Genomic DNA, 308 nt, shown 5'->3' on the forward strand with positions numbered 1-308 from the left:
TTCGTCGTCACCGACATTGCGCAGATTGAGCAGGAGTTTTGCCATGCCGCCATGATACCCGGCGCCGATGCGCTACCCTTGCCGCCCTCGACCTGCGCCTACCGGAGACGCCCGATGCGCCGCCTGCTGCTTCCCCTGCTGCTGTCCCTCGCCGCCGCTGGCTGCTCGACCGAACCGTCCGGCCCGCCGCCGGGGGGCACCCTGACCACCTTCGAGCGCATCGATACCGTCGCCGGCACCGGCACCGAAGCCGTTCCCGGCACCAAGGTCACCGTGCACTACACCGGCTGGATCTACGACAACCGAAC

The 308-nt window shown here is 68.5% G+C and carries 1 pseudogene; it reads left to right on the forward strand.

Features of this window, described 5'->3' with window-relative positions:
* A pseudogene (locus EN850_RS36950) lies at nt 1-308 on the forward strand (hypothetical protein); the annotation flags it as partial.

Source organism: Mesorhizobium sp. M8A.F.Ca.ET.207.01.1.1, assembly GCF_004794715.1.
Classification (GTDB): Bacteria; Pseudomonadota; Alphaproteobacteria; order Rhizobiales; family Rhizobiaceae; genus Mesorhizobium.